25 protein-coding genes are annotated in these 25,241 nt (G+C 71.9%); 5 read left to right on the top strand and 20 right to left on the bottom strand.

Features of this window, described 5'->3' with window-relative positions; translation table 11 throughout:
• Window positions 1–39 precede the first annotated feature (39 nt).
• Together ACWGKQ_RS37895 and ACWGKQ_RS37890 are read right to left on the bottom strand one after the other, a co-directional pair.
• Window positions 40–1,203, bottom strand: coding sequence for an FG-GAP repeat domain-containing protein (locus ACWGKQ_RS37895; protein ID WP_453296585.1), 1,164 nt, complete (start codon window positions 1,201–1,203; stop codon window positions 40–42).
• 40 nt (window positions 1,204–1,243) lie between these two features.
• Window positions 1,244–2,326 (bottom strand): formylglycine-generating enzyme family protein, encoded by a 1,083-nt coding sequence (locus ACWGKQ_RS37890; RefSeq protein WP_453296584.1) that lies wholly within the window; start codon window positions 2,324–2,326, stop codon window positions 1,244–1,246.
• A gap of 323 nt (window positions 2,327–2,649) precedes the next feature.
• On the opposite strand from ACWGKQ_RS37890, the gene ACWGKQ_RS37885 reads away from it, so the two are divergent.
• Window positions 2,650–3,438, top strand: a complete 789-nt coding sequence (locus ACWGKQ_RS37885; protein WP_453296583.1) for an SDR family NAD(P)-dependent oxidoreductase — start codon at window positions 2,650–2,652, stop codon at window positions 3,436–3,438.
• 54 nt (window positions 3,439–3,492) lie between these two features.
• Here the strand turns inward: ACWGKQ_RS37885 and ACWGKQ_RS37880 are convergent, their stop codons facing one another.
• The 6 genes from ACWGKQ_RS37880 to ACWGKQ_RS37855 form a co-directional block, all read right to left on the bottom strand.
• The gene (locus ACWGKQ_RS37880; protein WP_453296582.1) at window positions 3,493–4,233 is read right to left on the bottom strand and encodes a GntR family transcriptional regulator; all 741 of its coding nucleotides are present in this window, start codon (window positions 4,231–4,233) and stop codon (window positions 3,493–3,495) included.
• Window positions 4,234–4,388: 155 nt separating this feature from the next.
• Complete coding sequence (locus ACWGKQ_RS37875; protein WP_453296581.1) at window positions 4,389–4,886, bottom strand: carboxymuconolactone decarboxylase family protein; 498 nt, start codon at window positions 4,884–4,886, stop codon at window positions 4,389–4,391.
• Window positions 4,887–4,913: 27 nt separating this feature from the next.
• Window positions 4,914–6,377: a carboxylesterase/lipase family protein gene (locus ACWGKQ_RS37870; protein ID WP_453296580.1), complete on the bottom strand. Its 1,464-nt coding sequence runs from the start codon at window positions 6,375–6,377 to the stop codon at window positions 4,914–4,916.
• Window positions 6,374–7,594: an amidohydrolase family protein gene (locus tag ACWGKQ_RS37865; RefSeq protein ID WP_453296579.1), complete on the bottom strand. Its 1,221-nt coding sequence runs from the start codon at window positions 7,592–7,594 to the stop codon at window positions 6,374–6,376. The genes ACWGKQ_RS37870 and ACWGKQ_RS37865 overlap by 4 nt, the downstream gene beginning before the upstream one ends.
• The gene (locus ACWGKQ_RS37860; RefSeq protein ID WP_453296578.1) at window positions 7,591–8,412 is read right to left on the bottom strand and encodes a fumarylacetoacetate hydrolase family protein; all 822 of its coding nucleotides are present in this window, start codon (window positions 8,410–8,412) and stop codon (window positions 7,591–7,593) included. Before ACWGKQ_RS37860 ends, ACWGKQ_RS37865 begins: the two co-directional genes overlap by 4 nt.
• 7 nt (window positions 8,413–8,419) lie before the next feature.
• A complete protein-coding gene (locus ACWGKQ_RS37855) occupies window positions 8,420–9,316 on the bottom strand; it encodes a fumarylacetoacetate hydrolase family protein (RefSeq protein ID WP_453296577.1) in 897 nt (298 codons plus the stop codon).
• Between the two features lie 107 nt (window positions 9,317–9,423).
• On the opposite strand from ACWGKQ_RS37855, the gene ACWGKQ_RS37850 reads away from it, so the two are divergent.
• Together ACWGKQ_RS37850 and ACWGKQ_RS37845 are read left to right on the top strand one after the other, a co-directional pair.
• The gene (locus ACWGKQ_RS37850) at window positions 9,424–10,185 is read left to right on the top strand and encodes an SDR family NAD(P)-dependent oxidoreductase (protein WP_453296576.1); all 762 of its coding nucleotides are present in this window, start codon (window positions 9,424–9,426) and stop codon (window positions 10,183–10,185) included.
• Window positions 10,186–10,224: 39 nt separating this feature from the next.
• The gene (locus tag ACWGKQ_RS37845; protein WP_453296575.1) at window positions 10,225–11,007 is read left to right on the top strand and encodes an SDR family NAD(P)-dependent oxidoreductase; all 783 of its coding nucleotides are present in this window, start codon (window positions 10,225–10,227) and stop codon (window positions 11,005–11,007) included.
• A gap of 174 nt (window positions 11,008–11,181) precedes the next feature.
• Here ACWGKQ_RS37845 and ACWGKQ_RS37840 read toward each other — a convergent pair whose 3' ends face one another.
• The 8 genes from ACWGKQ_RS37840 to ACWGKQ_RS37805 form a co-directional block, all read right to left on the bottom strand.
• Window positions 11,182–13,212, bottom strand: coding sequence for a hypothetical protein (locus ACWGKQ_RS37840; RefSeq protein WP_453296574.1), 2,031 nt, complete (start codon window positions 13,210–13,212; stop codon window positions 11,182–11,184).
• 111 nt (window positions 13,213–13,323) lie between these two features.
• Complete coding sequence (locus tag ACWGKQ_RS37835; protein WP_453296573.1) at window positions 13,324–14,133, bottom strand: ABC transporter ATP-binding protein; 810 nt, start codon at window positions 14,131–14,133, stop codon at window positions 13,324–13,326.
• Window positions 14,130–14,939 carry an ABC transporter permease gene (locus ACWGKQ_RS37830; RefSeq protein ID WP_453296572.1) on the bottom strand — a complete coding sequence of 270 codons (810 nt, stop codon included), beginning with the start codon at window positions 14,937–14,939 and terminating at the stop codon, window positions 14,130–14,132. The genes ACWGKQ_RS37835 and ACWGKQ_RS37830 overlap by 4 nt, the downstream gene beginning before the upstream one ends.
• Complete coding sequence (locus ACWGKQ_RS37825) at window positions 14,936–15,712, bottom strand: ABC transporter permease (RefSeq protein ID WP_453296571.1); 777 nt, start codon at window positions 15,710–15,712, stop codon at window positions 14,936–14,938. The genes ACWGKQ_RS37830 and ACWGKQ_RS37825 overlap by 4 nt, the downstream gene beginning before the upstream one ends.
• On the bottom strand, window positions 15,709–16,716 hold the full coding sequence (locus ACWGKQ_RS37820) for an ABC transporter substrate-binding protein (RefSeq protein WP_453296570.1): 1,008 nt from the start codon (window positions 16,714–16,716) through the stop codon (window positions 15,709–15,711). The genes ACWGKQ_RS37825 and ACWGKQ_RS37820 overlap by 4 nt, the downstream gene beginning before the upstream one ends.
• A gap of 26 nt (window positions 16,717–16,742) precedes the next feature.
• Window positions 16,743–18,113 (bottom strand): FAD-binding oxidoreductase, encoded by a 1,371-nt coding sequence (locus ACWGKQ_RS37815; RefSeq protein WP_453296569.1) that lies wholly within the window; start codon window positions 18,111–18,113, stop codon window positions 16,743–16,745.
• Between the two features lie 95 nt (window positions 18,114–18,208).
• Window positions 18,209–19,216, bottom strand: coding sequence for an amidohydrolase family protein (locus tag ACWGKQ_RS37810; protein ID WP_453296568.1), 1,008 nt, complete (start codon window positions 19,214–19,216; stop codon window positions 18,209–18,211).
• Window positions 19,209–20,033: an SDR family NAD(P)-dependent oxidoreductase gene (locus ACWGKQ_RS37805; protein WP_453296567.1), complete on the bottom strand. Its 825-nt coding sequence runs from the start codon at window positions 20,031–20,033 to the stop codon at window positions 19,209–19,211. Before ACWGKQ_RS37805 ends, ACWGKQ_RS37810 begins: the two co-directional genes overlap by 8 nt.
• A gap of 190 nt (window positions 20,034–20,223) precedes the next feature.
• On the opposite strand from ACWGKQ_RS37805, the gene ACWGKQ_RS37800 reads away from it, so the two are divergent.
• Entirely contained in the window at window positions 20,224–21,549 is a 1,326-nt protein-coding gene (locus ACWGKQ_RS37800; RefSeq protein ID WP_453296566.1) for a hypothetical protein, read from the top strand.
• Window positions 21,550–21,620: 71 nt separating this feature from the next.
• On the opposite strand, the gene ACWGKQ_RS37795 is transcribed toward ACWGKQ_RS37800, so the two are convergent.
• The 4 genes from ACWGKQ_RS37795 to ACWGKQ_RS37780 all read right to left on the bottom strand — a co-directional run bounded on the left by ACWGKQ_RS37795 (window position 21,621) and on the right by ACWGKQ_RS37780 (window position 24,439).
• A complete protein-coding gene (locus ACWGKQ_RS37795) occupies window positions 21,621–22,478 on the bottom strand; it encodes an intradiol ring-cleavage dioxygenase (protein ID WP_453296565.1) in 858 nt (285 codons plus the stop codon).
• 146 nt (window positions 22,479–22,624) lie between these two features.
• Complete coding sequence (locus ACWGKQ_RS37790) at window positions 22,625–23,788, bottom strand: cysteine desulfurase family protein (protein ID WP_453296564.1); 1,164 nt, start codon at window positions 23,786–23,788, stop codon at window positions 22,625–22,627.
• A 178-nt stretch (window positions 23,789–23,966) separates the two neighbouring features.
• Complete coding sequence (locus ACWGKQ_RS37785) at window positions 23,967–24,239, bottom strand: DUF4190 domain-containing protein (protein WP_453296611.1); 273 nt, start codon at window positions 24,237–24,239, stop codon at window positions 23,967–23,969.
• Window positions 24,240–24,274: 35 nt separating this feature from the next.
• Complete coding sequence (locus ACWGKQ_RS37780) at window positions 24,275–24,439, bottom strand: hypothetical protein (RefSeq protein ID WP_453296563.1); 165 nt, start codon at window positions 24,437–24,439, stop codon at window positions 24,275–24,277.
• 122 nt (window positions 24,440–24,561) lie between these two features.
• Here ACWGKQ_RS37780 and ACWGKQ_RS37775 point away from each other — a divergent pair, with 122 nt between their 5' ends.
• On the top strand, window positions 24,562–25,209 hold the full coding sequence (locus tag ACWGKQ_RS37775; protein ID WP_453296562.1) for a TetR family transcriptional regulator: 648 nt from the start codon (window positions 24,562–24,564) through the stop codon (window positions 25,207–25,209).
• The last annotated feature ends 32 nt before the right edge of the window (window positions 25,210–25,241 follow it).

The following is a 25,241-nucleotide window of genomic DNA, read 5'->3' as shown; positions in this document are numbered from 1 at the left end:
CAGTGGAAGTGCCGGCGGCAGCCGTTCGTGAGGTTCCGGTCACGGGCAGGCCCCCCGGAACACATCGACCTGGCCGCCCGTGCTGTCCGCCACCACGAGGTCGCGGACGCCGTCGCCGTCCAGGTCGGCCGCCGTCGCGTCGTAGGCGCCGGTGGCGGGCACGTCGGCCAGCCGGGTCAGGGTGCCGCTCGTGGCGCCCTGGTACGGCGTGACCGAGTTGCCCTGCAGAGAAGAGACCAGCAGGTCCGTGGTGCCGTCCCCGTCCAGGTCGGCGGCGCCCACGGCGACCGGCAGCGCGGGCGTGCTGTAGGTGGTGGCCGCGCCGAAGGTGCCGTCACCGTTGCCCGGCAGCACGTCCAGGGTGTCGGCGCCGTTGCTCACCGCGGCCAGGTCCGGGCTGCCGTCACCGTCGAAGTCGCCCTCGGCGAGAGAGTAGAGGCGGGCGGTGGCGGCGTACTCGGTGGCGGCACCCAGGGCTCCGGTGCCGTCACCGAGGTGCACGCTCACCCCGTCGTCGCCCACGCTCGCCGTGGCCACGTCGGCAGTGCCGTCGCCGTCGAAGTCGCCGACGACGATGCCGTGCGGCTGGCTTCCGGTGGCGGTCCGGCCGGTGTCGGTGAAAGTGCCGTCCCCGTTGCCGAGCAGCACCCGCACGGTGCTGGTCTGCTGTTCGGCGACCACCAGGTCCGCCAGTCCGTCCCCGTTCAGATCCCCCGTCGCCAGCGCCCGCGGCGACCCGGACACATCGATCGCCGAGGCCGTACCGAACGTGCCGTCACCCGAGTTCAGCTCCACGCTCACCTGGGCGCCGCCGAAGTCGGCGGTCGCGAGGTCCGGGTGCCCGTCGCCGTCGAAATCGGCGACCACGGTCTGGTACGGGTGTGTCCCGACCGCGTAGGTGCTGCCCGCCGCGAACGTCCCGTCCCCCGCGCCGAGCAGCACGGTCACCGAGTCGCCTTCGAGGTTGGTGGCGATCACGTCCACCACGCCGTCGCCGTTCAGGTCGGCGGTGACGACATGCCGGGTGTTGGTGGCGGCGGTGGCGGAGCCGGTCAGGGTGTACGACGGGACGCAGGAGGCGTCGGCGGCCACGGCGGCGGGCGTGCGGGTCGCGGGCAGCGCACCGGCGAGGACCAGCCCGCCGGCCACCACGATCCGCAGGGACACGCGCCTGAACACGCGCCGGGACAGGTACCGGGTCATGGCCTGCCTCCTTTCGGCTCAAGGGATGTCATCGGCAGGCTCAGCTCTGGTCGGCGGCGACCCGGAAGCCGACCGTGGGGTAGCCGCCGCTGCCGTCCCGGCCCTCGCCGCGGTAGTGGGTCGTGCAGCTGCGCCCGGTCGCGTACCAGGAGCCGCCGCGCACGGCGTTGACGTCCAGACCGGCCTCCTGGCCGTTGGTGGCGGTGACGACGCTGGAGGTCCACTCGAAGCAGTTGCCGGCCATGTCGTAGGCGCCGTACCCGCTGACGCCGTCGGCGTACGCGCCCACGGCGGAGGTGAGTCCGCCGGTCGCCGTCAACGCGTCGAAGAGGTCCGTGTAGACGAAGCCGGTCCAGGTGTCGTGGTCGATCCAGCCGGTCACCCCGCCGGTGGCGGTGACGGTGAGGATCTCGGAGACCGGCTCGCTCTCGCCGTACCGGGTGGATTCCGGGTTGTCGTAAGTGGCCTCGGTGGAACCGTAGTCGGCGAGGTAGTACGCGGCGCACACCGCGTTGTAGTTGTACCTGCTGGTGAGCACGGAGTCGGTGTAGGTCGTCCCGGCGGTGTCGCCCCAGGGGTAGGCGTAGGAGTCCGGGCCGCGGGCCACGCTCTCCCACTCGGCCTCGGTCGGCAGCCGGAAGGTCCAGCCGTCCGCCTGCCCGGTGAGCCAGTCGCAGAAGGACTCGGCGTCCGCCAACGCGACCTGCAGAACCGGGTGTTGCTCCTTGCCGGTGGGGACCATGCCGTCGTCCCAGTACGACGGGACGGTGTGGCCGGCCCCCGCGTCCGCGTCCAGGAAGGCCGCGTACTGGGCGTTGGTGACCTGGTAGGCCCCCAGCCAGTAGGCCGAGTCGATCGGCGAGGCCTCGCCCGCGCCCGTGGTGTTGGACAGGTCGGCCGTGAACACGAAGTCCGGGTCCGCGGGGGCCGGCACCAGGGTCTGCCCGGCGACGGCGACCGAGTCGGCGGGGGCGGCCGTGGCTGCCGCGGCCGCCGGAGCCGCGCCGAGCAGCGGCATCCCGAACAATGGCACCCCGAACAGCGGCGCGACGGCCGAGGTACCGGCGATGCGCAGCAACTTCCTTCTGCTGAACGGCTCTTGGTGCGGTGGTACGACGGTCATGGGGCGGCCCTCCGTCGACTCGATGGCTGGGGAGGCCGACCACGCGGCATTTCAGGGGGACAGCGCGCCGCGTGACCGGCCCTTCAACGGAACGTAAAGTGCGCGCCTTTGCTCCGGCCAATGCCGGCCTGTGACTTCCCTGGACGCGTGCACACAGGTTCCGCGCCGGATGCGCGGTCCTTCCCGTCGAGCCCGCAGTCTGCCCGAAGAAGGGCACAGTGTCGACACCTTGGGCTGTGAATGACACAGGACCTCTTGACCAAGCCATACTGTCGACACTAGACAGTCGTCGGAGGAACTTCCCGCGCGACGAGGAGCACGCCATGACCGATACCCGGCCCGGACAACGCCTCCTGGGCAAGGTCGCTCTCGTGACCGGCGCGGGCGCGGGGATCGGCCAGGGCTGCGCGCTGCTCTTCGCCGAGCAGGGCGCGACCGTGGTCGGCTGCGACATCGACGCGGAGGCGGCCGGGCGCACCCGGGAACTGGCCGCCGAACGCGGGGTGAAGCTCGACGTCCTGGCCCCGCTGGACATGACGGTCGAGGAGGACGCCCGGCACTGCGCGGACACCGTGTTCGAGCGGCACGGCCGGATCGACGTCCTGGTGACGGCCGGCGCGATCGCCCCGCACATGGCGAGCGCGGCGGAGATGGACTTCGCCGGGCAGTGGACGCCGACCCTGCGCGGCGAGGTGGACGTGGTGTTCCTGCCGGTCCGGGCGGCCTGGCCGCACCTGGTGGCCTCCGGCGGCGGCTCGATCGTCAACTTCGCCTCGGTGAACGCCTTCCGGGGCAGCGGCACCTTCGGCATGGTCGCGCACTGCGCGGGCAAGTCGGCGGTGCTGGGCCTGACCCGCCAGCTGGCCGTGGAGGGCGGACCGTCCGGGATCCGGGCCAACACCATCTCGCCCGGCATGGTGCGCACCCCGGCCACCGAGTCGGCAGGTGCGCACGGGGGAGCCGCCCGGGAAGCCCTGCTGGCCCGCATTCCGCTGGGCCGGGTGGGCACGCCTGAGGACATCGCCTGGTGCGCGGTCTATCTGGCGTCCGACGAGGCCGCGTGGGTCACCGGCGGGAACTTTCCGGTGGACGGCGGTGTGCTGGCGAAGTGAGGGACCCCGGGCCGCCTCCTGGATCCCCGAGCCGCCTCCGGGATCCCCGGGCCGTCACGCCGACGGGGTGCGCCGCCGGCGTGACGGCTTGCGGTCCGCCTCCTGCTCCTGGATCTGCTCCTCCACCGAGCGCAGCGCCCGGACCGTCGCCCCCGCGATCAGCGCGGAGGCCAGCTCGCCGTCTCGCTCCTCGCAGGCCTGCATCAGGCGTTCCTGGTCGTCGACGCTGTAGGCGAGCCGGCCGGGGCGGGTCAGGCTGAGGTGACGCAGCATGAGGGTGCGCAGCGCCAGGGAGTCGAGGATCTGCTTGAGGGTGGCGTTGCCGACGATCTCGGTCATCCGCTCCTGGAGCTGCACATGGCTCCAGAAGTACGCGTCCACGTCGCCCTCGTCGGCCAGTCCACGCATCTTCTCGACCCGGCCGCGCAGCTCGCCGATCTCCTCGTCGGTGGCCCGCTCCACGAGCAGCGCGGCGAGCATCGACAGGAGCTGGCGCCGGACCTGGTAGATGTCCCGGATGTCCTGGAGGGAGGGCGCCGCGACCCGGGGTCGGCGGCGCGCCTTCATCTCCACCAGGCCCTCCTGCTCCAGGAGCATCAGGGCCTCGCGCACGGGGGTCCGGCTGGTGTCGAACCGCCGTGACAGGTCGACGCTGTTGAGGTCCTGGCCCGCGGCCAGCCGTCCCTCGATGATCCCGGCGCCCACCCACTCGGCGATCTGCGCGACCAGCGGCTCCCGCCGGTCCCGCAGCCGCAGCAGGCGGGCGAGCACGACATGCGTGTCCTGATCGGTCATCCGGCGGCCTCCCGGTCCGTGCCCGGCCCGGCGCCGGGTTCACAGCGGATCCATCGGTGTCGACACTATCGCACTCCACTGGCGCCCAGAACACCAGCCACCACCCGTCTGTCGACAGCTGTCCGGAGCGAAAGCCGTCCAGGGGCAACGGCCGGCTAGGGCCGGATGTCCAGGGCGACCAGGAACCTGGACACCATGTTGTACACCGCCACGGTCGCCGTCAGCTCGGCGAGGCCGGTCTCGTCGAAGTCGGTGCGCAGGGCGTCGAACACCGGGTCCGGGACCTGGACGTCCCGGGTCATCGCGTCGGTGTAGGCGATGACCCGCGCGAGACGCCCCTCGAACTCCGGTTTCTCCTTGCGCAGTTCGGCCAGCTGCGCGTCGTCCGCCCCGGCCCGCCGCGCCTCCGGCTCGTGCGCCGCCCATTCGTACGGCGCCCGGTTGAGGACCGCGATCCGCAGGATGACCAGCTCGCGCAGGTCGGCGGGGAGCGACAGCCGCTCCCTTACGGCACCGAGCAGACTGTTCCAGCCGTCGGCCACCGGCGGGCTGTGCAGCAGCATCCGGTCGAGCGGATGCAGGCTGCCGCCGCGCCGGGCGCGGACCCGGTCGGCGATCTCGCCGCCGCCCTCGGTGCCGGGGAGTCGTGCCATGGGATTCCTTCCGTCCGTGCGGTCGCGTCAGTCGAGCAGGGGGCGGGGCACCCGGTCCAGCAGCCGCAGCGCGTCGAGCCGCTGGACCGGCCCCATGGCCGCCCCGCCGGTTCCGAACACCATCGCCCGCTCCCCGGTGAACTCCGGCCAGGCGGGCAGCGTGCCCCCGCCGGGGTCGTGGTCGGTGACGAAGCGGGCCCAGGTGTCGGCCATGGTGCGGGCCAGCTCCCGGTCGGCGTCGGTCCAGGGCCAGGCGCGGGCCGTCAACGTGTCGAGGGTGTAGGGGAGTTCGGCGGTGTGGTGGACGCCGTAGCCGGGGATCCCGTCGCGGGGCGGGGCGAGGGGGAGGCCGGGCGGCAGGGGCGGGGTCCGGGTGAAGCGGTACATCCAGGTGGGTGCGACCGCCGCATGCGTCCGCGCCCAGTGCCACACGGGGTAGCCGAACCGGCTCTCGCCGGTGAACCGCCGTGCCGTACGCCGGACTTCACCGCCGTCCCGCAGCGGGTACACGGCATCCGTGCCGGGCTCGACGGGCAGCCGGCGCAGGATGTCCAGCGAGGCGTACACCGAGCCCTCGTCGTCGTTGGTCCCGACGAGGAGGGGCACGGCGTGCTGGCGGGCGGTGCCGAAGACGTCGTCGCTCGGTTCGGTGAGGACGCGGCCGTCGACGACCGGCCCGAAGTGGCCCTTGAGGACCAGTCCGACCCCGTCCAGGCGGCGCAGCGCGCCGAGGCCGCGGTCCTCCGCCCAGCGCAGCCCCTGCTTTTGCGCGGCCGACTGGTCCGGCAGCGGCCCCTCCGCGCGGCCGATGCCCGAGGCGCTCTGGCCGATGGCCGCGTGGAAGAGGTGCCGGGCGGCCGGCGAGGCCATGAGGTGGCACAGGTGGGCGGCGCCGGCCGAGTTGCCGGCGAGGGTGACCCGGCCGGAGTCGCCGCCGAACGCGGTGATGTTCTCGTGCACCCAGGTGAGGGCGGCGACGATGTCGAGCAGCCCGTAGTTGCCACAGGCGCCCAGGTCGTCCTCGGCGGCGAGTTGGGGGTGGGCGAGGAAGCCGAGGGCGCCGAGCCGGTGGTTGAGGGTGACGACGACCAGGCCGCGCCGGGCCTGCGCACGGCCCTGGTGGATCTCCTGGCCGCCGTGGCCGTAGCGGTTGCCGCCGCCGTGGATCCAGACCAGCACGGGCAGCCGGGCGCCCGGCGCCGGATCCGGGGTCCACACGTTCAGGTAGAGGCAGTCCTCGCTCATCACCAGCGCCCGCCGGTCGGCGAAGTTGGTGTGGAACATGATCGAGTCGCGGGGCGGCTGGGGCTGCAGGGGGGCCGGCCCGAAGGTGTCCGCCCGGCGTTCGCCGTCCCAGCGGGCGGCGGGCCGCGGGGGCCGCCAGCGCAGTTCGCCGACCGGGGGTTCGGCGAACGGGATGCCGCGGAAGACGGCGACCTCACCGTCGTACTCCCCCGCCAGCCGCCCGGCGCCGGTCCTGGTCCTGATCACCCGGCCGCCTTGTGCAGCACGCCGTCCTTCATGATCATCCGCAGCCGGTCGCGGTCCTGGAGGATCCGGATGTCGGCCAGCGGGTCGCCGTCGACCAGCACCAGGTCGGCGAGGTACCCCTCCCGGACCAGGCCCAGCTCCTCCCCCATCCCCATCACCTGGCCGCCGTACCCGGTCGCCGCGCGCAGCGCCTCGGCCGGGGTGAAGCCGAACCAGTCCACGAACAGCTCCAGGTCCCGCAGATTGCGGCCGACCGGGTTCCAGGCGAAGCCGTAGTCGCCGCCGGGGACCACCCGGACCCCGCGGGCCGCCAGTTCGGGCACGACCGCACACACCGCGTCCCGGGTGGCCTCGACCTCCATGCCGGGCTCGGGTTCGCTGTCCGCCTCGTGGAGGTTGGCGTGGATGATGCCCGGGGTCGGGGCGACGAAGATCCGGTCGCGGGCGGCCTGGAGGAGGTCGAGGGCCTCCTCGTCGGCGAAGGTGCAGTGGTAGACGGCGCGGATGCCGTGCCGTACGGCCGTCTTGACCGACTCGGCCGCATGGGCGTGCGCGGTGAGCCAGACGCCGTGCTTCTCGGCGGTGTGCGCGGCGGCGGCCACCTCCTCGTCGGTGAACTGCACGATCCGGGACGTGCCCGGTACGACGGCGCTCTCGCCGGAGAGGGACAACTTGACGATGTCGACGCCGAGTTCGGCCATGTCGGTGACGAACCGGGCGACCGAATCCGGGTCGGAGGCGCGGTTGTCCGTGCCGGGGAAGTCGTAGACGCCGGGCTCGACCATGCCCGCGCTGCCCTCCCAGGAGGCGGCCTTGAGGCGTGGCCCCGGCAGCCAGCCCTCGGCGAACGCCTTGCGGGCGGCGATCTCCGTGCGGGGCAGCCGGTTGCCGCCGGAGTAGGCGCTGGTGATGCCGTGGTCGAGGAGGACCCGGCCGGCGTGCGCGACGAGCAGGGTCTTCTCCTCGTCGGGTTCGTCGCGGCGCCGGGAGAGGTGCTCGACGGTGGAGCCGAAGCCGAGGTGGGTGTGGGCGTCGACGAGTCCGGGGAGCAGGGTGCCGCCGCCTCCGTCGAGCACGTGGGCGGTGGCGGTCAGGTCGTGCGGGATGCGCCCGGCGACCGCGGTGATGCGGTTGCCCTCGACCAGGACCTGGGCGGGGAACGGGTCGCGGCCCGTGCCGTCGAAGACGTGGACGTCGGTGAAGAGCGTGCTGGTCATGGGGTCCTCGGCCTCCAGAAGCGGTGGCGCATCTCGCCGACTCCCCCGATCCTGCTGACCAGTTCGTCCTCGGGGGTCAGGAAGCGCCGCGGGACCCGGCGGTTGCCGACGCCCGCCGGGGTGCCGGTGAAGATCAGATCGCCGGGGAGGAGCGTGCAGAACCGGCTGAGGTGGGCCACCAGCCGGGGAATCGGGAAGATCATGCCGGCGGTGCGGTCGTGCTGGACGGTCTCGCCGTTCAGCTCGCAGGTCAGCTCCAGGTCGTCGGGGTCGTCGATCTCGTCCAGGCTGACGAGCGCGGGGCCGACCGGACCGAAGCCCGGGTAGGACTTGCCGAGCGAGAACTGGGCGGGTTTGCCGGCGAGTTGACTGATCCGTTCGGAGAGGTCCTGGCCCACGGTGAGCGCGACGACCGGGTCCCAGCCCTTCTCCTCCGGTACCCGATGGGCCTCCCGGCCGATGACGGCGACCAGCTCCAGTTCCCAGTCGACATGGCCGGGCGGGAGCGTGACCGTGGTGTACGGGCCGGTGAGGCAGCTGGCGAACTTGGTGAAGACGAGCGGGACTTCGGGCTCCTCGTAGCCCGCCTCGGCGGTGTGCGGGCGGTAGTTGAGGGCGACGGCGAAGATCTGCCGGGGGGCCGGGACCGGGCACTCCAGCTCGGTCTCGTCGTAGGGGCGGGCGCCGGTCGCGGCGGCGGACCACAGGCGCAGGTCGTCCCAGCGGGCGAAGGGGTCGGCGGCGAGGCCGGGCGGTACGTCGACGGCACCGTCCGCGGTCAGCAGGACGGTGCGGCCGGCGAGTCGGGCGATGCGCATCCGACGCTCACACCCAGTGCCCGGCCGGCGGCTCGTCCTCGCCGTACGCCTCTCTCCAGGAGACCACCGGGTTGCGCAGCACACCCAGGCCCTCGATCTCGGCCTCGACCACGTCGCCGGGCCTGAGGTAGTTGGCGAACGGGTCCTCGGTGCTCGCGGCCACGCCCGCGATGGTGCCGGTGGTGACGAGATCGCCCGCGCTGTAGGTCTGCGGGGAGTGGTAGGCGACCAGCTGCGGCAGGGAGACCGCCATCCGGGCGGTGCTGGACTTCTGGCGTACGTCGCCGTTGACCCTGAGCTCCATGTCCAGGGCGTGCGGGTCGTCGATCTCGTCGGCGGTGACGATGTACGGGCCGACCGGGCAGAAGGTCTCGATCGCCTTGGAGAAGGAGAAGACCCCCGACTCCATCTCCCGGCGCTGGATGTCCCGCGCCGTGATGTCGTTGAAGATCACATACCCCGCGATGTGCTCGACGGCCTGCTCGGCGGAGAAGAAGCGGCCCGGCCTGCCGATGACGACGGCGAGTTCGAGTTCGTAGTCGAGTTCCCGGGTGAGGTTCGCCGGGTACACGATCGGCTCGTCCGGGCCGATGATCGCGTCGACGTTCTGGAAGAAGACGATCCCCTTGTTGACCGGGTGGGACCAGTCCACGCGGGCCAGGTCCTCGTGGTGTTCCCGGAAGTTGCCGGCGGTGTGGAAGAACTTCTTCGGCACGATCGGCGCGCGCAGCCGGATGTCGGCGAGCGCGAACGTCCGTCCCGTCTCGGTCACCTGGCCCTCCCGCTCGAACCAGGCGCGGGTGGAGGGCACGTCCAGTTCCACGACGGTGTCTCCGTCGAGCCGGCCCACCAGTCCGTCGTCCGGTCCGTCGTCCGCTCCGTCGTCGAACGTCACCAGTTTCATCAGACCTCCCTTAACTGTCGACAGACAGCCTGACTTGAGGCCGTCTGAACGTCAACAGGTGTGCAAAGTGTGGACACAAATCGGTGCGGTGACCTACCGTCCGAAGCATGCGGACGACATGGGACTTCACGGGGACCCGGGCGCTGGTCGCCGGGGCCGGCGGGATCGGTGCGGCGGTCGCGAGCGGGTTCGCGCACGCGGGCGCCGGGGTGGTCGTGCTGGACGTCGACGAGGGCAAGGCGGCCGACGTCGCCGAGGTGGCCGCGTCGGCGGGACCCGGCTCCGTCAAGGGGCTGTGCGCGGACGTGACTTCGGCGGACGCCTGCCGGGACGCTGTCGAGCATGCGGTCCGACTTCTGGGCGGCCTGGACGTGTTCGTGCACGCGGTGGGGGTGAACGACCGGCGGCCGGTGCTCGACACTCCGGACGGGGTCTGGGAGCGGATCACCTCGGTCAACCTCGACAGCGCGTTCTGGCTGGGGCGGGCCGTGGGCGGGATCATGGTCCGCGCCGGGTACGGGAGGATCGTGTTCCTGTCGTCGGTGTCCGGGCTGCTCGCCCACGCGAACCATGCGCCGTACGCCGCGACCAAGGGGGGCGTCGACCAGTTGATGCGGGTCATGGCCCGGGAGTGGGCGGCGAGCGGGGTCACCGTCAACGCGGTCGCGCCCGGCTACACCGAGACCGACCTCACGCGTGAGTACCTCGCGGCGCCGGGGGTCCGGGCGTCCCTGGAGTCCCTCGTCCCCGCGGGTCGGCTGGGCCGGCCCGCCGATCTGACCGGGCCCGTGCTCTTCCTCGCGTCCGACGCCGCCGCGTTCGTCACCGGGCAGGTGCTGTACGTCGACGGCGGGCGGACGCTCGTCTGAATTCCGACCCACGATGACTTTCGAGGCTTGGGAGGCCTTATGACCGCCGTGTTCGAACGATTCGCCGGGAAGACCGTGCTCGTCACCGGCGCCGGGACCGGGTTCGGTGCGGAGATCGCGGTGCGGGCGGCGCGGGAGGGGGCCGATGTCGCCGTCCACTACCGCGGTTCCCGCGAGGGAGCCGAGGCCACGGCCGAGCGCGTGACCGCGCTCGGCCGCAAGGCGCTCGTCGTACGGGCCGACATCTCCGAGCACGCGCAGATCACCCGGCTCGCGGAGGAGGTGTGGGCGCACTTCGGGCGGCTGGACGTGGCGGTCAACAACGTGGGGGACGTCGCCCGTGAGCAGATGTCCTGGCGGGACATCACGGAGGAGTCGATCGACCATGTGCTGGCCGTCGACATCAAGGGCACGCTGCTGTGCACGCACGAGTTCGGGGGGCGGATGCTGGAGCAGGAGGGGGGCGGGGCGATCGTGAACATCGGGTCGACGGTGGTGGTGCGGGGCAGCGCGCGGGCGCCGCAGTACGCTGCCGCGAAGTACGGGATCATCGGGCTGACCAAGTCCTATGCGCATGCGTTGGCGCCGAAGGTGCGGGTGAACGTCTTCGCGCCGGGGTTCATCGAGACGGCGGCGACGTTGGGGCGCGAGGACTGGAAGAGCGGGCGGGGGGATGTGTTGCGGGCCAGTACCCCCATGGGGCGGATTCCGGGGCCGGAGGAGTTGGCTGGTGCCGCTCTGTTTCTGGCGACTGAGGATGCCGGGCATATCACCGGGGGCTTCTTGGTGGCTGATGGGGGATACAACATGATTGGGGCGTAGAGGTTGTTCGTCGGGTGCGGGTGAGTGGGGGCTGGTCGCGCCCACGCGGCGGAGCCGCAAATTGACACAGCCCCGCGCCCCCAGGGCGTTGCTCAGCCCCTCGTTTCAAAGCTCCGGCCCCCGGGAATCGGTTCGCATCCTTCCTCGGGGGCCGGTTCCCTTCTGTTGGTCTGCTTACGACACCGTCAGTGTGAGGGCGCCGGTGTAGGTGCTGCCCGGCTCGATGGTGGTCGTCGTGCCGTCTACCGTCAGGGTCACCGTCTTGTCGGTCGGGGCCGTTATCGACGCGGTCGAGGCCAGGGTGAGAGCGCTGAGGTGCGACGTCGCCGTCACCGTCCAGGTGGCGGACTCGCCCAGGGTCACCAGGACGCCGTTGTTGACCACCGCGCTCGGGGTGTTGGTGACCTCGCTGATCTCGCGGTACTCCGTCTTGGTGATCGTGGAGACGCTGTGCTTGGCGGTGCTCGCCGAGATGACGCCCTCGACCGTGGTGCGGGTGAAGGAGAGGGTGAGGTTCTGGCCCTGGAGGCTCGCGTTGCCGCCGCCCCAGACCGAGTTGTAGAAGTCGCCGGTCAGGGCGATGTCGGTGAAGGTTCCCTTCGCGTCGGTGGACTGGGAGGTGGTCGGGTCCCAGCTCGACGACTTGGCCGGGGAACCGGTCGGCTCGGTGTAGGTGCCGGTCGTCTCGCTGGACCAGGGCTCGCCGGACACCGTGACACTGCTCGGGCGGTCGGTGTCCATCAGCTGGAAGAGGACGCCGTTGCCGGAGGTGACGGTGGCGCCGTCGGAGCCGTCGACGGTGACGGTGCCCGCGACCGCCTTGCACATGAACGCGGTCTCGCCGGTGGTGATCTGGGTGCCGCCGTCGATGGCCACCGATCCCGCCGCGTACCACATGACCATGAAGCGGCCCGCGTCGATGGTGGTCGACTGGACCGCGAGGTCGTCCAGTTCGGCCGCGGTGAGGCCTAGGGAGAGGGAGTCGTTGAGGTCCGAGACCGCGTCCTTGGTGCTGTCGCCGTAGTGCGCCGAGGCGCCCCAGTGGATCAGGGCGTAGTCGCCGACGTCGAAGGTGCAGCCGAGGAAGTGCTCGGTGACGTTGCCGATGGCGTAGCTGCCGTAGCCCTGGCCGCCGGTGTTGGCGATGGTGCTGTTGATGGCGGTGAGGGTGCAGTAGCTGCCGCCGTCGACCGACAGGGCGCCCCACTTCTCCGAGGAGATCGAGGAGTTGATGTACGACGCCTTGGTGCTCGCGCCGAGCAGGTTGGTGGCGCGGACGTTGCCGGAGATACCCAGCATCCACGGCACGGTGATCATGTAGCGGGTGTCGCCGGTGCCGGCGGACGGGTACTCGGCGGGGACCACGCCGTCGGCGCACTTGATGGTGGAGTTCTTGACGATCACGTTGGCGGTGGCGTCGGCGATCACCGCCGTACGGACCACGCCCACGTTGCTGATGTTCGCGCCGTCCAGGACGAGGGTGGTGCCCGAGCCGGTGCCGACCACCGCGGCGCCGTAGCCGACGAAGTCGCAGCGGCCGTTGCCGTCGAAGGCGATCGTCGGGTCGGTGAGGGTGTAGCTGCCGCCGGCGACGTAGACGCCGTTGTAGGCCTCGCCGTTGGAGAGCAGGGTGATGTCCGAGGCCCCGGTGTCGGTGACGGTGCCGTCCAGGACGCCGGAGGGGACGGACTTGTCCTCGTCCACGCCGTCGGCGTCGACGTAGATGGCCTGGCGGAACGGGAAGGTGAGGGTGCTGTAGGCGACGTCGGTGGCCTCGGCGACGTTCAGCACGATGGTGCCGGTGTAGGTGCCGGCCGCGATGGCGGTGGCGACGCCGCCGTATCCGTCGGTGAGCGCGGCGAGTTCGCTGCCGGTCTCCACGCCGTTGACGGTGAGGCTGAGGCTGTAGCCGTCGCCGACGGTGATGACACCGCCCTCCTCGATCACCAGCTCGGTCGCGGTGGTGGTCTCGGTGAGGGTGAGGGTCTCGTCTGAGCCGACGGTGATCGTGGTCGCCTTGGTCTTCCTGGCCTTCTTGGTACTGGCTGCCTGTGCGGTGGCGGGGGCCAGCAGGGCGGGGGCGAGGGCGGCGGCCACCGCGACGATGAGGGCGCGGGGGCGGGCCCGGTTGGCGACGGGCCGGTCGAGCAGGTCGGTGGCGGACGTGGTCTCGGGGGTGTCGTCCGTCCGGTCGGTGGGCAGCACTGTGAACTCCTTCGTTCTCCGGTGTTTTCGGGCAGGGGGTATCGCGACGTGTGGGGGGTGAGGCGGTGCGGGCAGGGGTGAGCCGAGCCCCCTGCCCGGTGGTGTGGTGGGTCAGTTGTGGGCCGGCTCGGCGTCCTGGTCCAGGCGTTCGCCGCGGATCCGGGCCAGCACTCTGGTGCGCAGTTCCGCGAAGCGCCGGTCGGCGCGGGTGGTGAGCTGGTCGCGGTCGGTGCCGAAGGGCACGGTCAGGGTGTCGAGGACGGCGGTCGGACGGCCGCCGAGGACGATGACGCGGTCGCCGAGGTAGACGGACTCGTCGATGTCGTGGGTGACCACGACGACGGTGATGCCGAGGCGGCGGCGCAGCTGGAGGGTCAGGTCCTCCAGGTCGAACCGGGACTGGGCGTCGACCGACCCGAACGGCTCGTCCATGAGCAGCACCGGGGCGTCGTAGGCGAGGCCGCGCGCGATGGCGACGCGCTGCTGCATACCGCCGGAGAGCTGCCAGGGGTACTTGTCGCCGACGTCCGCGAGGCCGACGGCGTCCAGGCACTCAAGGGCGGTCGCCCTGCGGGCCGCCTTCTTCACGCCACGGCCCTGGAGCGGGAAGGCCACGTTGTCCCACACCCGCATCCAGGGCAGCAGCGAGCCTCGGTAGTCCTGGGAGACCACGGCGATGTCGGCGTGCGGCCCGGTCAGGCGCTGGTCGCCGTAGCGGACGGTGCCGGAGGTGGGCGGGGTGAGTCCGGCGAGGCAGCGCAGCAGGGTGGTCTTGCCGGCGCCGGAAGGGCCGACGACGCACACCGATTCCCCCGGCTCCACCCGCAGGTTCAGCCCGGCGAGCACCCGGTGCTCCTGCGGGCCGCCCCGGCCGAAGGTCATGCAGAGGTCCTCGACGTGGAGGGCGGATCCGCGGGTCATACGACCACTCCGTTGCTCTTCTTCTCGACGGACGCGACGGGCGTGCGGGGCGCCCGGGGGGCGCGCTGTTGGTACCAGCCCAGCAGGGCGTGTTCGCAGAGCAGGAGCAGCACGCTCAGGCCGTAGCCGAGGATGCCGATGAGCAGGGTGCCGGCCCAGGTGTCGGCGACGTGGAAGCTCGATCCGCTCTGCAGGATGAAGTTGCCGAGCCCGATGGGCGAGCCGTAGATCTCGCTGACGACCATGAGGACGACGGCGATGGACAGGGCGACCCGGATGCCGGCGAAGATCTGCGGCAGGGCGCCCGGGAGGACCACCCGGCGCAGTTGCAGGTGCCAGGGGACGCGGTAGCTGCGCGAGGTCTCGTGCACGGCGGGGTTGATCTGCCCCACCCCGGCGACGGTGTTGAGCAGGATCGGCCAGAGCGAGCCGAGGAAGATCAGGAAGACCTTGGGGCCCGAGCCGATGCCCAGGGTGAGGATGATGACGGGCACGAAGCCGACGGTCGGGGTGGCGCGGGCGAAGTCGAGGAGCGGGCCGAGTGCCAGGCGCAGGGTGCGGACCTCGCCGATCACCAGGCCCGCGACGATGCCGACGACGGTGGCGAGGGCCAGGCCGAGGACGATGTTGCGGAGGCTGAACCAGAGGTCGTCGAGGAGGCCGCCGCCCGCGAGCTGGTCCCACAGGGTGTGCAGGACCGTGGTCAGGGGCGGGAAGTAGAAGCTGGTGCTGCCCGCGGTCGAGAGCAGCAGGATCACGAACACCGAGGAGGGGAGCCAGAGTTGGCGGAGGACGCGACCGGTCATGTCGCCTCCCCCGCCCGGACCGGGGGGCGCCGGCGCAGCAGCCGGTGCTCCGCGTACTGGGCGAGCAGGGTGATCGAGTAGCCGATCGCGCCGGCCGTGAGGATGTAGGCGTAGGCCCGGTCGGAGGCGCCGGCCTGCTGCGACTCCATGATCATGTGGCCGATGCCGGGGAGCGTGGTGAGCACCTCGACTCCGATGGCGACCAGCACGGAGGTGGTGGCGGCAAGACGCAGGCCGGTCATCACCGACGGAACGGCACCGGGCAGGATCACCCGGCGGAAGCGCAGCAGGCGGGGGATGCGGTAGGTCCGTACGGTCTCGTGGACGGACGGGGTCACGCTGCGGGCGCCGTACTGGGACTGGAGCAGGACCGGGAAGACGCAGGCGATGAAGACGACCGTGGCCTTCATGCCCGGGGTCGAGCCGAGGACCAGCAGGAACACCGGGAGCAGTGCGATCACCGGGAAGGAGCGCAGGATCTCCACCAGCAGCCGGGAGGACTCCTCGGCCGCCGCGTACACCCCGGTGACCAGGCCGGCCGGGATGCCGACGACGACGGCCACCGCGAGGCCGGTGACCGCGCCGTCCAGGGTGTCCCCGACGGCCTGCCAGTAGGTGCCGCTGCCGAGCAGGTCGCCGAGGGCGGCGGCCACGGCGGCGGGGCCCGGCAGCGCGGTCGAACTCACCACGCCCGCCCCCGCGACGAGCGCCCACAGGGCCAGCACCGCTGCCAGCGCGCCGAGTTGGAGGAGCCGGACCCGCAGGACCCTCACGAGGTCACCACGGGCGCCTGGTCCCAGTACACGTCGGCGTCCTTGGGCTCGTTGTCGAGCAGGCCGAACTCGTGCATCTTGGTGATCACCGTGCGCATCATCGTCCTGTCGAGGTTCTTGTCGTAGTAGCTGATGTCGTGCGAGTCGATGAAACCGGCGTCGACCTGCGTGTACTTCTTGTCGATCGCCTTGACGGCGGCCGGGTGCGCGTCGGCGTAGGTGATGGCCTTCGCGACGGCGTCGACGAACTTCTTCGCGGTGTCGCCGTTGGCCGACAGGTACTTCTGGCCGGCGAACAGCAGGCCCTGGACCATGCCGGGCAGGTCGTTCATGCCGTTGCCGATGGACCGCAGGCCGCTGTCCTTGCCGGCGAAGTAGAACGGGCCGAAGGAGAACACCGCGTCCGTCTTCCCCGACTTGGCGGCGTCGGTGAGCGAAGTCGTCGGCAGCGCCGCGAACTTGATCTTCGAGGGGTCGCCGCCGGCCTTCTGGGTCAGGTACTCGCAGATGAACTGGATGGTGCCGCCGAGCGCGGAGACACCGACGGTCCTGCCCTCCAGGTCCTTGAAGGAGGTGATCTCGCTGTCCTTCTTCACCAGCAGGCCGTCGGTGGGGGCGGTCCTCGTCGTCGCCGACTGGAGTCCGGTGACGATCCGGATCGGCAGGCCCTGGGCCGCGCCCTTGAGGAAGCCGGAGCTGTCCGTCATCGCGAACTGGGCCTCGCCGTTGAGGACGGACGGCGCGTTCTGCGAGGTGTCCTGGGCGCCGGCCTTGATGGTGACGTCCAGGCCGGCGGCCTTGAAGTAGCCCTGCTGCTCGGCTATGTAGAGCGGCTCGAAGACGGCGCCGTTGGAGCGCAGCACGGTGATCTCCGCCTTGCCGTCGGCGGTCCGGGTGCCGGCGGCCGAGTCGCCGCCGCAGGCGGTGGCGGTCAGGGACACGGTGGCGGCGAGGGCGGTCAGCAGGACGAGGGTGCGGCGCCGCGGGATTCTCGAGGTGGGCATGGAACGGCTCTCCTTAAGGGCAAGGATCAATGCGTCCGCGCGGGGCCCGCGGCGGCGTAGGCGGTGGTGGACTCGGCGGGAGTCATGCAGGTGTGGAACAGACCCTCGGGGTCGTACACGGCCCGGATCTCCTCCAGGCGGGCCGCGGCCGCGGGGCCGAGCCCGTGGTCGAAGCGGTCCGCGAGGTTGTTGTCGGAGAACTGGAGCCCCTTCGACAGGTGCTGGATCGCGGCGAGTTCGCCGTGCGTCCAGCGTTCGTGGGCGAGGTCCTCGGCGGGGTCCGTCCAGCCCGCGTTGGGCGACAGGTAGAGCTTGGCCTGGCTGGACCAGCAGGCGTCGGGGCGCTGTGGGAAGCCGCCCCACAGCATCCACAGGACATGGCTGGTGGTGTCCGGGATCGAGTCGAACAGCGGCCGGGCCGCGTCCAGCACCTTGTCGACCGGCTCGTCGGTCCAGATGCCGTCGAGGGCCCAGCGCATCCCGGCCGGCGTCATCCGGTCGGCGTGCCCGTACAGCTCGGCCATGCTCGTCCCGGCGCTCACGACCGCGCGCAGCGCCTTGTCCCGGAAGGGCGCGGTCTCCAGCGGCGCGAGCGGGTCGGAGTCGTGGTCCTGGGCGAAGGCGGTCGCGGTGACCGACACGGTGTGCCGGTCGAGGCCTTCGACGAAGCCGACCTTGGCCGAGAACTCGACCTCCGTCGGGAGGAGTTCGAGCATGTCGTAGGTCCAGGCCAGCACCTCGTCGCGGAGGTCCAGGGGGTAGCTGTGCAGGGTGCGCAGCAGCCGCTTCGGGGCCGGGTGCGGCGCGAGGTGGAAGCGGGTGACGACCCCGGGGAAGCCGGGGCCGCTGCCGCGGGCCGCCCACAGCAGGTCGGGGTGGCCGGCGTCGGTGGCGTGGACCAGGGTGCCGTCGGCGAGGACGACGTCCACGGCGCGGATGCTCAGGCAGGCCGGGCCGAGGTGGCGGGAGTCCCAGCCGTAGCCGCCGCCGAGCAGAAAGCCGCCGAGGCCGACGGTGGGGGCGTGGCCGGTGGGGAAGAACAGGCCGTGCGGGGCGAGGGCTTCGAGCAGGGCGGGTCCGGTGGCGGCGGGCTGTGCGATCGCCGTCCGGGCGGCCGGGTCGACGGTGACCTCGGTCAGACGGGACAGGTCGAGCAGCATGCCGCCGTCGCGGACGCCGTTGCCGACCCAGCTGTGTCCGCCGGAGCGGATGCCGATCCGCCGGCCCTCGGCGCGGGCCAGCCGGACGGCCGCGACGACGTCCCGCTCGGTTCCGGCGAGCGCGATGAGGTCCGGGTGGCGGTCGGGTTTGCGTTCGTTCCAGACGGCGTCGAGACGGGCCCGTTCGTAGGCCGCGTCGCCGCGCCGGATGAGGGTGCACTGGGGCAGCTGGTGCATGGCCGTCTCCTCACGCGTATCAACCGGGACCATACTGTCGACACTTTCTGCCTTCAAGGCATCTGCAGTCGGAATATCTGGCATCTCTGGCGACACTAGGTGTCTTGTTGGGGAGTCCGGAAAGATGGGTTGTCGGTTGGGTGCGGCGCTGTTGTGGTTGATCGCGCAGTTCCCCGCGCCCCTTTGGGGCGCGTTGTCGCCTCGAAGTCGAAGAGTTCGGCCGGGTTGTCCACCAGGAGTTGCCGCAGGTGGGCCGGGTCGGGGGCGATGTGTTCGAGGAGGTCGACCAGGAGGCCGTCGTCCGGGGGCTCGCCGGTGATGTTGACGTGTGGGTAGTCGGTGCCCCACACGACTCGTTCGGGGGCGTACGCGACGAGGGATGCGGCGAGGCCGACGGCGTCGGAGAACGGCGGTCCCTCCAGAGAGACCCGGTCGACGCCGCTCACTTTGACCCACACCTTCCCCGTGTCCATGAGCGCGCGCAGGCTGCGCACCGCCGGACCGTCCCGGCCCGCCGCGAGGTCGACGCGGCCCATGTGGTCGATGACCACCCGGCCGGGCAGGGCGCGTACGAGGTCCGTCAGGTCCGGCAGGTCCTCGCCCCGTACATGGAGCTGGGCGGCCCAGCCGAGGCCGTCCACGCGGTCCAGCACGGCGTCGATCTCCGCGCTGGTGGGCCGGGACCGCAGATGGGGCAGGAAGTTGAGCCGGAAGGCCCGTACCCCCGCCCGGTGCAGGTCCTCGGTCTCGGCCCGGCCGGTCGACTCGCCGATCAGGGCCACGCCCCGGAGCCACCCCTCCCCGGCCGCGAGGGCGTCGAGCAGCACCCGGTGGTCGTGGCCGTGGCAGGACGACTGCACGACCACCGCCCGGGTCAGGCCCAAGTGGGCGTGCAGGGAACGGAGTTGCTCCTTGGGCGCGGCCGGCGGGGTGAAGGTGCGCTCCGGCGCGTACGGGAAGACGTCGGCGGGCCCGAAGACATGGCAGTGGGCGTCGCAACTGCCCGGCGGCAGGCGGAGCTTCGGCACCCGGGGCGCGGGATGCGGGGGCGGGCAGCCCGGCGGCGGGGTGCGGGGCAGGGCGGTCGCGGCGGGTTCAGTCACAGCGCGCCGTCATTCCGCCGTCGACGACGATCTCGGTGCCGGTCACGAACCGCGCCTCGTCCGAGGCCAGGAACAGCGCCGCGTACGCCGTGTCCCGCCCGTCCCCCATGAAGCCGAGCGGGATCCGGGCCTGGCGCTGGGCGAGCAGCTTCTCGACATCACCGCCGGCGCGCTGCCCGGCCAGCCGGGCCTCCACCATCGGGGTGTGCAACTGCCCCGGGACGACGGTGTTGACGCGGATGCCGTCCGGTGCGTACTGGACGGCCGTGACCCGGGACAGCTGGATGACCGCCGCCTTGGCCGCCGCGTACCCGGCCTGCGCGGCCCCGGTCCAGCGCAGCCCGGAGCAGGAGGCGGTGTTGACGATCGCCCCTCCCCCACCGCGCCGCATGACCGGAATGACGTGTTTGCAGGCGAGGAAGGCGCTGGTCAGGTTGGTGCGCAGCTGGCTCTCCCAGTCGTCCAGACCCAGTTCGGCGGCGCCGCCGGGCCGGGAGCCGCCCACGTTGTTGACGAGGATGTCGATGCGGCCGGTCCGGGCCGCCGCCTCGGTGAAGTAGGCCTGGACGGCGTCGGGTTCGGTGACGTCCAGGAGGTCGGTGCGGACCGTGCCGCCCTCGGCGCGGACCTGGTCCGCGGTGACCTCCAGCGCGTCCTTGTCCCGGTCGGTGAGCAGGACCGTGGCGCCCTCGCGGGCGAAGAGCACCGCGGCGGCACGGCCGTTGCCCCAGCCGGGGCCGGCACTTCCGGCGCCGCCGATGACGGCGACCTTGCCGGCGAGCCGCCCGGCGGGGGGCGGGGACTGAGGTCGGGGCATGTCCTGAAGCACAGGAGTCTCCCTCCATGGGGGATCGGAGCCTGCCGACAGTCATAGCCAAGTGTCGACACAAAGTAAACATGAGACCTTTGCTGCGCAGATCTTCGGCGTCTTCTTGCCAAGGGTGTCGACAGAGGGCTTGTATGGGGCATCGCGAGGAAGGCGTACGCGAGGAATCTGGAGGACCCCTGTGCGCAAACCCCCCGTCTTCACCCCGGAGGAGATCGCCCGCTTCCGCGCCGAGCTCGCCGCGCGGCGGACGCCCGGCGCCCATGAGCCCGGCCGCTGGTCGGTGAGCCCGCTCAACCGCCGTACGGACGTGGTGGGTTCGTTGCCCGGAGCGGTCCGGCTGCGGGATGCGACGCTGCGCTCCCTGGAGACCCTGCCGGGCGTCACGGCCCCGGCCGGGGCGAAGCGGGCGTTTCTGCGGCGGGTGGTGGCCACCGGGGTGCCGGAGGTCGTCACCGCCGGGCCCGGCGGGCGCGCCGAGGACGTGCTGAAGGCGGAGGTGGACCTGGTCAAGGGCGAGAACCCGGAGTGCCGGGTGATCTGCCCGCTGATGCGCTCGACGGACGACATCGACCGGGCCGCGCGGGCCGGTTACGACGCCGTGCAGGTGTGGGTGCAGGGCTTCGGCGAGACGGCGCTGCTCTACCGGCCCGACGTGTACGCGGCGGCGTGGCGGGGCGAGGAGTGGCGCACCCCGGACACCCCGCGCGACCGGACCGCCGTACTGGACCGGGCCGCCCGGCTCATCGGGTACGCCCGCTCGCTGGGCCTGGACGTGATCGCGCCGATGCTGATGGTGTCGTACCTGACGGAGGAGGACCACGCCGCCACCGTCGCGGCGCTCACCGCGGCCGGGGCGGGCGAACTGACCCTCTTCGACGGGCCGGGTGCGCTGAGCCCCGAGGCGTACGGCCATCTCGTGTGCCGGACCAGGGAGTTGGCGCCGGACGTGGCGGTGGGTCTGCATCCGCACAACACCTTCGGACTGGCCGTCGGCTGCGCGGTCGCCGCCGTCCGGGCCGGTGCCGGTGCCGTCGAGCTGTCGGTCAACGGTTACTGCGGCGGCCCCGGCAACGCCGATCTCGCCGCGACCGCGTTGGCCTTCGAGGCCGTCTACGGCGTCCGCACCGGCATCCGCACCGAGACCCTCACCGAACTCGCCCGGCTCGGAGCCGAGTTGACGGGCCACCGCACCGCCTGGAACCACCCGCTCACCGGCCCGGACGCGTTCTGCTGGGGCGGCCTGGACTTCATCACCCAGGAGACGGCCGTCGACCCGCTGCTCCACAACTGCGTGGAACCGTCCCTGGTCGGCAACGAGCGCCGGATCCCGTTCACCCCGGACAGCGGCCCCTACACCCTGGCCGACCGGACGGCGGCCCTCGGCATCGAGCTGCCGCCGGCCGCCCTGGACCAACTGCTCGGTCAGGTGAGGCAGTTGATGTCCCGGGAGAACCGCCTCGCCACCGACGAGGAGCTCCGGGCGCTGGCCCGCGCACTGGGCTGAGCGGCCGGCCCGGCGGCCGTGACGGGGCGGCCACCGGACCTGCGGTGCCAGGTGCTCCGGGCCCGTCGGCCTCAGGAGGAGCTGACACCCACGGTGAGCGTCGCCGCGTACCCGTCGGAGACGCTGTCACCCAGTGCGGTCAGGGTCAGCAGGCCGGAGGAGGCCCCGCCGTCGTCGTAGATCGTGTCGTCGTCGAGCTGGGTCTCCGTGGTGGTGTTGTCGGAGTACGGCGAGGCCGCCTGGATCTCGGAGTTGATGTCCGCGTCGAAGAAGAGCTGACCGGTGTGGATGATCGAGCCGCCCGTGTACGAGTCGTCGGTCAGCGTCACGTCGGTGTGCACCCGCATGTGGACGTGCACGGCCCGGGAGACGTAGTGGCCGGGCCAGATCGAGACGAGGCTCACCTGACCGTTGGAGTCGGTCGTCTGACCGCCCCGCAGGAAGGTGCTGTCGTCGGTCTCGGTGTGGCCGTTCTTGCCGACGTAGCCGGAGTACTCGCCGAGGGCGTCCGCGTGCCAGATCTCGACCAGTGCGTTCTCCAGCGGAGCACAGTCGTTGGCCTGGTCGACGACGGTGAAGGTGTACTGGACCTCGACACCCTCCCGGTCCTCGCGGATGTCCTCGCGGACGAGCGCGCCGGCCAGCCAGTACGGGCCCTCGGTGACCTCCGAGGTGAGGGTGCAGACGTCGGAGGAGGCGTCGCTGCCGACGGTGGTGGCGGCGTCGGAGTCGCTCTCCGAGGTGGTGGTGTCGGCGGAGGCGAGGCCCGCGGCCATCAGCCCGCCGGCCGCGGCGATGGTGGCGCCGCCGATCAGCACGCGCCGCCGCTTCATGGTGTTGTCCGTGCGGTGACGACCGGACTGGGCGGAGACGGAGTCGACGGAAACGGGCTCGGGGGTCTGCTCGGAGGCAGAGGCGTTGTCTGTCATGCCGGGAGAACTTACGGACCGACCTGAGGCGGGCCATGGCCACGCACTGTGGGATCCCTGGAGGCAAAACCCCCAACTCACCTTCTTTGCAGCCGAGTCGGCGCGAATTCCGCGTGTCGCGGAGGTGTTCGGGAACGCCCGCCGGGTCAGCTGAGGCCGGCGGCCCGCGCCCGCTCCACCACCGGGCCGATCGCCTTGGCGACCGCGTCGACATCGGCCTGGGTCGAGGTGTGGCCGAGCGAGAAACGCAGGGTGCCGCGGGCCAGGTCGGGATCGGTGCCGGTGGCCAGCAGGACATGGCTCGGCTGGGCGACCCCGGCCGTGCACGCGGAGCCCGTCGAGCACTCGATGCCCTGGGCGTCGAGCAGCAGGAGCAGCGAGTCGCCCTCGCAGCCGGGGAAGGTGAAGTGCGCGTTGGCCGGGAGGCGGTCCACCGGGTCACCGCCGAGGATCGCGTCCGGTACGGCCGTACGGACGGCGTCGATCAGCGCGTCGCGCAGGGCGCCGACCTCGCGGGCGAACCACTCGCGGCGCTCGGCGGCGAGGCGGGCGGCGACCGCGAACGAGGCGATCGCCGGGACGTCGAGGGTGCCGGAGCGGACGTGCCGCTCCTGGCCTCCGCCGTGCAGGACCGGTACGGGGGTGTACTCACGGCCGAGCAGCAGGGCGCCGATGCCGTACGGGCCGCCGACCTTGTGGCCGGAGACGGTCATCGCGGCGAGGCCCGAGGCGCCGAAGTCCACCGGGATCTGGCCGAAGGCCTGGACCGCGTCGGAGTGCAGCGGGATGCCGAACTCGTTGGTCACGGTGGCGAGTTCGCGGATCGGCAGGACCGTGCCGATCTCGTTGTTGGCCCACATGACGGTGGCGAGGGCCACGTCGTCGGGGTTGCGCTCGATCGCCTCGCGCAGCGCCTCGGGGTGGACCCGGCCGTGGGAGTCGACGGGGAGGTACTCCACCGTGGCGCCCTCGTGTTCGCCGAGCCAGTGGACGGCGTCCAGGACCGCGTGGTGCTCGACGGGGCTGGCGAGGACCCGGGTGCGGGCCGGGTCGGCGTCGCGGCGGGACCAGTAGAGGCCCTTGACCGCGAGGTTGTCGGCCTCGGTGCCGCCGGAGGTGAGGACGACCTCGCTGGGGCGGGCGCCGAGCGCTTCCGCGAGGGTCTCCCTGGATTCCTCGACCGTGCGGCGGGCCTTGCGGCCGGAGGCGTGCAGGGAAGACGCGTTGCCGGTGACGCCGAGCTGCGCGGTGAGGGCCGCGGCTGCCTCCGGGAGCATCGGGGTCGTGGCGGCGTGGTCGAGGTAGGCCATGATGACGTCGATTCTACGGGGGGCGGGGTGCAGGTCGCCCAGCGCCGTAGGGGTCGGTCGCCGTTTGCGGGTGCCGGTGGTTCGTGGCTGGTCGCGCCCGCGCGGCGGAGCCGCAGACTCAGCGCAGCCCCGCGCCCCTGAAGGGGCGCTGCTGTGGACGGCGCTTCGAAGGTCAGGTCTACAGGCTCCAGGAGACCGTGTTCGAGGCCGCCATGGCGATCGCCAGGACCGCGAGGTCGGCGACGCCCAGGGTCAGGCCCAGGTATGCGCGGCCCTTGCGGGCGGTGCCGCGCCACAGGGAGACCAGGGACAGGATGATCGCGATCGGGCCCAGGAACAGGTTCAGGACCAGGAGGCCCAGGAGGCCCAGGATGAAGGACGCCACGGCCATGCCGTCGGCGTCGCGGGTGCGGGTCTGCGGGCGGGGGGTGGCGGGTGCGGTGAGCTGCATCATGCTCGGCTCCTCAAGTGAGCGGGGGCGGAAGGTCAGTTGGCCGAGGTGCGGCGACGGGCGAGGCGCTCGCGGAGTGCGAAGACGGCCAGCCAGACGACGATCACGGCGGCCAGTCCGGCGGTGACGTCGAGCGGCGCGTGGGCCACGGTGCCCAGCACCACGCCGAACAGCATGAGTGCGGCGACGAGGAACAGCATGGGTTCGATCCCCCTCCGAGTTACATTTGGGTGAACGGTTGTAGTAACACTTGTTCACTGACTTTGAGTCTAGCAACTCGCACGGCTTTCCAATTCCGGAGAACAGTTGTTAACTGGATGACATGAGTCACACCCTCGGCATCCGACAGGCCCAGAAGCAGAAGACCCGCCAGGCCTTCCTGGACGCGGCGCTCGCCCTGCTGGAGGAGCAGAGCCTGAGCAGCCTGGGACTGCGCGAGGTCACCCGGGCCGTGGGCGTCGCCCCGACCGCCTTCTACCGGCACTTCCGCTCCACCGCCGACCTCGGCGTCGCCCTGGTCGACGAGGCGCTCGGCAGCCTGCACCCCATGGTCCGCACCACGGTCTCCACCTCCGGCGAGGAGCGCATCACCCGTGCCGTGCGGCTGATCTCCGACTACGTGGCCGCCCATCCGGCGCACATCCGGTTCATCGCCCGGGAGCGGCACGGCGGGGTGCAGCCGGTGCGGGAGGCGATCCGGGACCAACTCGCCCGGTTCGCCGAGGAGGTCAAGACCGAGCTGGCCAAGGACCCCGAGGCCGAAGGGTGGAACGACGCCGACCTGCTGATGCTCGCCCACCTCTACGTGGACCAGATGCTCATCACCGCCTCGCTGTTCCTGGAGACCCTGGAGTCGCCGGAGTCGCCGGAGTCGCCGGAGCCCTCGGAGGCCGAGCGGGAGCGCGTCTCCCAGGTCGCCGCCCGGCAGATGCGGCTGATCAGCCTCGGCCGGCAGCACTGGCTGGATTAGCCCGCAGGCAGCACAAAGGGGCGGCGCGTCCG

It is taken from the genome of Streptomyces sp. NPDC054770 (genome assembly GCF_053611985.1).
Note: the sequence above shows the minus strand (reverse complement) of the source record. Positions and strands in the feature narration are given on the sequence as shown.